The sequence below is a fragment of the Desulfofundulus sp. genome, from assembly GCF_049701015.1.
Lineage (GTDB): Bacteria > Bacillota > Desulfotomaculia > Desulfotomaculales > Desulfovirgulaceae > Desulfofundulus.
On the sequence record NZ_JBNATZ010000162.1, the window covers coordinates 1 to 5,728 of the forward strand.

At 55.0% G+C, this 5,728-nt stretch carries 8 protein-coding genes; 7 read left to right on the forward strand and 1 reads right to left on the reverse strand.

The window, feature by feature from the left end; translation table 11 throughout:
- A partial coding sequence (locus ACPLUI_RS10150) for a sigma-70 family RNA polymerase sigma factor (protein WP_424660147.1) occupies positions 1-347 on the reverse strand: 347 nt, incomplete at its 3' end.
- Positions 348-499: 152 nt separating this feature from the next.
- Here ACPLUI_RS10150 and cobK point away from each other — a divergent pair.
- The 7 genes from cobK to ACPLUI_RS10185 all read left to right on the forward strand — a co-directional run.
- Positions 500-1,285: a precorrin-6A reductase gene (gene cobK / locus ACPLUI_RS10155; RefSeq protein WP_424660148.1), complete on the forward strand. Its 786-nt coding sequence runs from the start codon at positions 500-502 to the stop codon at positions 1,283-1,285.
- On the forward strand, positions 1,275-1,964 hold the full coding sequence (mobA, locus tag ACPLUI_RS10160) for a molybdenum cofactor guanylyltransferase (RefSeq protein ID WP_424660149.1): 690 nt from the start codon (positions 1,275-1,277) through the stop codon (positions 1,962-1,964). The genes cobK and mobA overlap by 11 nt, the downstream gene beginning before the upstream one ends.
- A 20-nt stretch (positions 1,965-1,984) precedes the next feature.
- Positions 1,985-2,506, forward strand: coding sequence for a YqeG family HAD IIIA-type phosphatase (locus tag ACPLUI_RS10165; RefSeq protein WP_424660150.1), 522 nt, complete (start codon positions 1,985-1,987; stop codon positions 2,504-2,506).
- 22 nt (positions 2,507-2,528) lie between these two features.
- Positions 2,529-3,467: a shikimate dehydrogenase family protein gene (locus ACPLUI_RS10170; RefSeq protein ID WP_424660151.1), complete on the forward strand. Its 939-nt coding sequence runs from the start codon at positions 2,529-2,531 to the stop codon at positions 3,465-3,467.
- 15 nt (positions 3,468-3,482) lie between these two features.
- Positions 3,483-4,769 (forward strand): chorismate synthase, encoded by a 1,287-nt coding sequence (locus tag ACPLUI_RS10175; RefSeq protein WP_424660152.1) that lies wholly within the window; start codon positions 3,483-3,485, stop codon positions 4,767-4,769.
- A gap of 41 nt (positions 4,770-4,810) precedes the next feature.
- Entirely contained in the window at positions 4,811-5,329 is a 519-nt protein-coding gene (locus ACPLUI_RS10180; RefSeq protein ID WP_424660153.1) for a shikimate kinase, read from the forward strand.
- A 47-nt stretch (positions 5,330-5,376) separates the two neighbouring features.
- On the forward strand, positions 5,377-5,728 hold a 352-nt coding region (locus ACPLUI_RS10185; protein WP_424660154.1), incomplete at its 3' end, for an iron-containing alcohol dehydrogenase.

The following is a 5,728-nucleotide window of genomic DNA, read 5'->3' on the forward strand; positions in this document are numbered from 1 at the left end:
ATTTCATTTTCTATACAACGTGCGGCATAGGTGGCCAGGCGAGTTCCTTTCCCGGGGTCGAAGGAATTTATGGCTTTAATCAGTCCGATAGTTCCTATAGAAATTAAATCGTCTGTGTCCTCGCCCGTACCCTCATACTTTTTCACTATATGTGCAACCAAGCGCAGGTTATGTTCCACCAGAATAGCCCGGGCTTTTTCGTCCCCCTGGGCTGCCAGATTTAGATAATGTGCTTCTTCTTCCTCGGACAATGGTTGTGGAAAGATGGTACTGGCTATATATGAGACCAGCAATAATAAACCGTTGACCAGGGACAAACAGAGCAAAGCCCAGAGGCCCGAGAACACGCGCCATCCCTCCAAAACCAGCTGTACTGGATAATCAGTAGATAATATGGAAAGGTGGACTTAACTGTGCCTGTCCGGTGGATTTCGCTTTTGTTATAGCAGGATTTGGTCGAATGCAGGTCGAACTATTACCTGACAAGGGTGAGTTAGAAATGATTTTAGTTCTTTATGGAACTGCGGAAGCCCGGGAATTAATATCTTTACTTGCCAGCAGTGGTTATCCAGTAATGGCTACCGCCCTGACAGCTTACGGAGGTATGCTGGCCGGTATGGGTGGTGCGGTGGAAGTGTTGCCGGCCCCGGAAGACGTGGCAGATCTGACCATTCGGATGAAGGAACGCGGCATTGCCCTTGTGGTAGATGGTACACATCCCTTCCCGGGTCCTTTATCTGAAATGGCGCGTGAAGCTTGCAACAACTTGCAGATCCCGTATATCCGTTACCAGCGTGAGGAAATCAACCTGCCTGATGACCCCCTTATTCACCCCGTGGATTCCTGGGAGGAGGCGGTATATGAAGCGGCTCGGCTGGGAGATACCATTTTTCTCACCACTGGTAGCAATAACCTGGAGCTTTTTGTACACTCCCCGGTGATGTGCGGTAAAAGGCTCGTAGTCAGGGTACTGCCGGACCACCGTATAATCAAGAAGTGTCAGGATCTGGGGTTTTCCCCGCGGGATATTGTGGCTTTACACGGGCCTTTTTCGACCCGTTTTAACAGGGCTATTTTCCAGGCCTACAGGGCTGATGTCATTGTAACCAGGGATAGTGGACGGACCACCGATACCAAGATAAAAGCCGCGCTGGCTTTAAAACTGCCAGTTGTGGTTATTAAACGCAACCTGTCTGCGGAAAATAATATTGTCTATAGCTGCCAGCAGGTATTTCGTCTGGTACAACAGTACCTGGGGGAGCCTGGATCAGGAAATGGGAGATAAAAAGGATGCCGGAAAAAAGGTCGAACCAGCGGGCCGTCATGCTCCATGCAACGTATGCGTAAATAGGACGGGCCATTTTCCTGCCGAAAATTTTACGGGGGTGGTCCTTGCAGGTGGTAATAGCAGTCGCATGGGTACCAACAAGGCGCTGATCCCCTTCGGCAGGGAAAAGTTGCTGGACCGGGTAGTGGCCCGGATGCGGGAAGTGTTTGCGCGGGTAATTCTGATCAGTAACGAAAACGAATCTGGTAAATATAATTACCTGGGTTTGCCCGTGATTGGAGATATCTACCCCGGAAAAGGCCCTCTAGCTGGCATTCATGCGGCTCTTTCCGCAGCTTCGACCCCTTACATCTTCGTGGTGGCCTGTGACATGCCCTTTATCGACCCCGAACTGGCCGTCTATCTGGCCCGGCAGGCTCCGGGTTACGATGTCGTGGTGGTCCGGGATGGTCCATACCTGGAGCCTCTTTTTGCTGTGTACGGTAAAGGTTGCCTTGAAGTTATCGAGTCCATTTTGCGTAATGGCTTGCGGGCAAAAGTGGTGGACTTTTTCCCAGCTGTGCGGGTAAAATATATTGAACGCGGGGACCTTTCTCATATTACAGACGTTGATAAAGTTTTCATAAATATCAACACCCTCCGTGATTTGGAACACGCCAAACTGCTTCTGGAATAGTCCGAACAGAGGAGAATATAATGTTAAAGCTTCTCTACCCCAAACTGTATGTGGCCAAACTTGTGGATATAGAGCTGGCTGAGTTGCAAAAAAAAGGTATTCATGCTCTCCTCCTGGATTTGGACAATACCATTGTCCCCAGGGATCGGGATTATTGTTCCGATGAAATAATACAGTGGTTGAAGGAAGCAAAAAAACTGGGATTCAAGCTCTGTATTGTATCCAATAATTCCCCCGCACGAGTACAGGCGTTGGCTACATCTCTTGACATACCGGCAGTTTACCGGGCGCTTAAGCCGGCCAGGCGTTCTTTTATTCAAGCGATGAAAATGCTCGGGGTTCCCCCATACCAGACTGCTGTAATCGGCGACCAGATATTTACAGATGTGCTGGGGGGTAACCTTTTGGGCCTTTATACGGTCCTGGTCATGCCGCTTCCAGGACGTGAATTCTGGGTTACGAGGTTCATCAACCGCCGGCTGGAAAAATTAGTTCTTTGTCGTTTGAACCGGAATAGATCTGGCGGCTCACTTATCCACTGATGGGTTGTAGATGGGTGATTTCATGAGCGAACTGATTAGCGGTCGCACCAGGGTTTGCGGCCTTTTCGGTTTTCCTGTGGAGCATTCCTTTTCACCGGCGATGCACAATGCAGCTTTCAGGCACCTGGGACTGGATTTTGTCTACGTAGCCTTCCCCGTGCCACCCCGGGAACTGGGAGCCGCGGTGACCGCTATCCGGGCCCTGAACCTGGCCGGGGTGAACGTGACTGTACCCCATAAAGAGAAGGTTATACTTTACCTTGATGAGTTGACAGATGGGGCCAGGTTGGCCGGTGCCGTAAACACCATTGTTCCACAAGGGGGGCGACTGGTCGGGCATAATACTGATGGCGCTGGTTTTCTGCGTTTTTTAACCGATGATATCGGCCTGGATCCGGCTGGGAAGTCTGTATTCATCCTGGGAGCGGGGGGTGCGGCCAGGGCACTGGCAGTTTACCTGGCCCTGAACGGTGTGGAACAGTTACTGGTGGCCAACCGCACGCTTTCCCGGGCTGCAGAACTGGCCGCTCTAATCAATGCAAATACACCTGCCAGGGCATGGGCGTTACCCTGGCCGGCCTGTGGGCTCCAGGTTTCACCAAATCTGCTTCCATACAGCTCTGCAAAGGAGCAAAATCATGTTCTGGAGTTGACTGCCGGGGGTACTCAGGAATTACTGGCGTCGGTGGATTTAATTGTCCAGACCACGCCATTGGGTATGCATCCCGGGGAAGATACCTGTCCTGATTTTCCTTTCAACTGTCTGGGTGCGGGTCACGTAGTGGTTGATCTGGTATACAACCCGCCGCGCACCCTTTTTATGGAACGTGCTGCCAGGGCCGGAGCCAGGGTATATAACGGCCTGGGCATGCTTCTGTATCAAGGGGTGCTGGCCTTTGAATTGTGGACCGGTGAAAAAGCTCCTGTTGAAGTGATGCGCCGGGCCTTACTGAAACATTGAGGAGGAACAATCCGCATGTTGCGTTATTTAACTGCCGGAGAATCACATGGCCCTGCTTTGACGGCCATCATTGAAGGGTTGCCGGCCGGGCTGGCCCTTACGGAGGATTATGTAAACCAGCAGCTCGCCCGCCGGCAGGGAGGCTACGGGCGGGGCGGCCGCATGCGGATCGAACAGGATCGTGTGCGTTTTCTAGCCGGCGTCAGGGGTGGTTTCACGCTGGGCAGCCCGGTGGCCCTGTATATCGAGAACCGGGACTGGGCCAGCTGGCAGGAGGTTATGGATCCAGGCGTTGCTGCGAGGCTTGACCAGCGAGTGGTCACCAAACCCCGGCCGGGCCACGCCGATCTGGCAGGAGCTTTAAAATACGGACACCGGGATATCCGCAATGTGCTGGAGCGGGCCAGCGCGCGGGAGACGGCCGCCCGGGTGGCTGCCGGCAGTGTGGCCCGCCGCCTTTTAGAGGAATTGGGCATAGAGATCATAGGTCATGTGTTGCGCATCGGGTCAGCAGTGGTACCTGAAGGGGACTTGATCCGGGGAATGTCGCCCGCCCCTCCGGATGAGGCCGGTGAAGGGCCGGATAAAGCGGTGGAAAAGGGTGGGTGCACTTCCGGACACGGGTCCGGCCAGCCGGGCGGGTTCCCGGGTGTGGACCTGCGCAGGCTGCGGCAGATTCTGGATGCTTCCCCGGTCTACTGTCTCCACCGGGAAACGGCAGAACTGATGATGCGTGAAATTGACCGGGCCCGGGAAGCCGGGGACTCCCTGGGGGGCGTCTTCGAGGTGCTTGTTTACGGCCTGCCTCCCGGCCTGGGTAGCTATGTCCACTGGGACCGCCGGCTGGACGGGCGCCTGGCCGGCGCGCTGATGAGCATTCAGGCCATCAAAGGGGTTGAAATCGGGTTGGGCTTTACCGGTGCCGCCCTGCCGGGTTCGCAGGTGCACGATGAGATATTTTACAGCCGGGAGAGGGGTTTTTACCGCCGCACCAACCGGGCCGGCGGCCTGGAGGGAGGGGTCACCAATGGTGAACCCCTCATAGTGAGGGCAGCCATGAAACCCATTCCCACCCTTTACAAACCTCTGCGCAGCGTGGATCTGATTTCAAAAGAACCCTTTACTGCTTCGGTAGAACGCTCCGATGTCTGCGCCGTACCGGCTGCCTGTGTGGTGGGCGAGGCGGTGGTGGCCTGGGAGCTGGCGGTGGCCTGCCTGGAGAAATTCGGCGGCGATACCATACAGGAAATGAAAGCAAATTATCAGCGGTACCTTGAATATCTCCAGGGCGTTATATGGTGATAACTGCCAGGCAGGACGGAAGTGTTGCTGGAGGAGAGGATATGAAAAATATTATCCTGATCGGTTTTATGGGTACGGGGAAAAGTGCCGTGGGGCGGCGTCTGGCTGCCAGGCTGGGGCGGGAGTTTGTGGATACTGACGAGGAGGTCGAACGAGTTACCGGCAAAACCATCTTCCAGATTTTCACCCGGGACGGGGAGATCCGTTTCCGGTCGGAGGAGGCCCTGGTGGTTAAGAAAGTGGCCGCCAGGGAAAACCTGGTGGTGGCAACCGGGGGTGGGGTGGTGCTGAATCCGGAAAATGTGCGGTTACTGCAGCAGAACGGCGTACTCATCGGGCTTGTGGCAGACCCGGAGGTAATTTACCAGCGGGTGAAGCGCAAGCGCAACCGGCCCCTGTTATATGGTCCGGGAGACATCCTCGCCCGGATCAAAGAACTGCTGGCCGCCAGGGCGGACGCCTACGCGGTGGCGGAATTCACAGTGGACACCGGCCGGTACACCATCGATGAGGTGGTGGAGATAATCATCACTTATCTGAAAGAACGCGGAATTGTTTGAAACCGGGCAAGACCCTCAAGAACACATGAAGGGAAAGGACATCACCCATGCAGGAAGTTTACATAAATCTGGGCAACCGCAGTTACCACATTTATGTCGGCACCGGCCTGCTGCCCCGGCTTGGGGAGTACCTCAAAGTTCTCAAATTAACCCCCAGGGTGCTCCTTGTTACCAGCTCCGTGGTGGGTTCCCTTTACGGCACGGTGGTTGAAAGCGCCCTGAAGGGTGCCGGTTTTGAGGTGGTCCGGGCGGACATACCCGACGGGGAGGAATACAAGAGCCTGGCCACGGCCGAAAAGCTCTACGACCTGGCCTACACCCGCGAACTGGACCGGCGGAGTCCCGTGGTGGCTCTGGGGGGTGGGGTGGTGGGGGACCTGGCCGGTTTTGTGGCCGCAA

Excerpts from the sequence above, each read along its gene's own strand:
- cobK (WP_424660148.1), top strand. The coding sequence starts at position 500 with ATGATTTTAGTTCTTTATGGAACTGCGGAAGCCCGGGAATTAATATCT.
- mobA (WP_424660149.1), top strand. The coding sequence starts at position 1,275 with ATGGGAGATAAAAAGGATGCCGGAAAAAAGGTCGAACCAGCGGGCCGT.
- ACPLUI_RS10165 (WP_424660150.1), top strand. The coding sequence starts at position 1,985 with ATGTTAAAGCTTCTCTACCCCAAACTGTATGTGGCCAAACTTGTGGAT.
- ACPLUI_RS10170 (WP_424660151.1), top strand. The coding sequence starts at position 2,529 with ATGAGCGAACTGATTAGCGGTCGCACCAGGGTTTGCGGCCTTTTCGGT.
- ACPLUI_RS10175 (WP_424660152.1), top strand. The coding sequence starts at position 3,483 with ATGTTGCGTTATTTAACTGCCGGAGAATCACATGGCCCTGCTTTGACG.
- ACPLUI_RS10180 (WP_424660153.1), top strand. The coding sequence starts at position 4,811 with ATGAAAAATATTATCCTGATCGGTTTTATGGGTACGGGGAAAAGTGCC.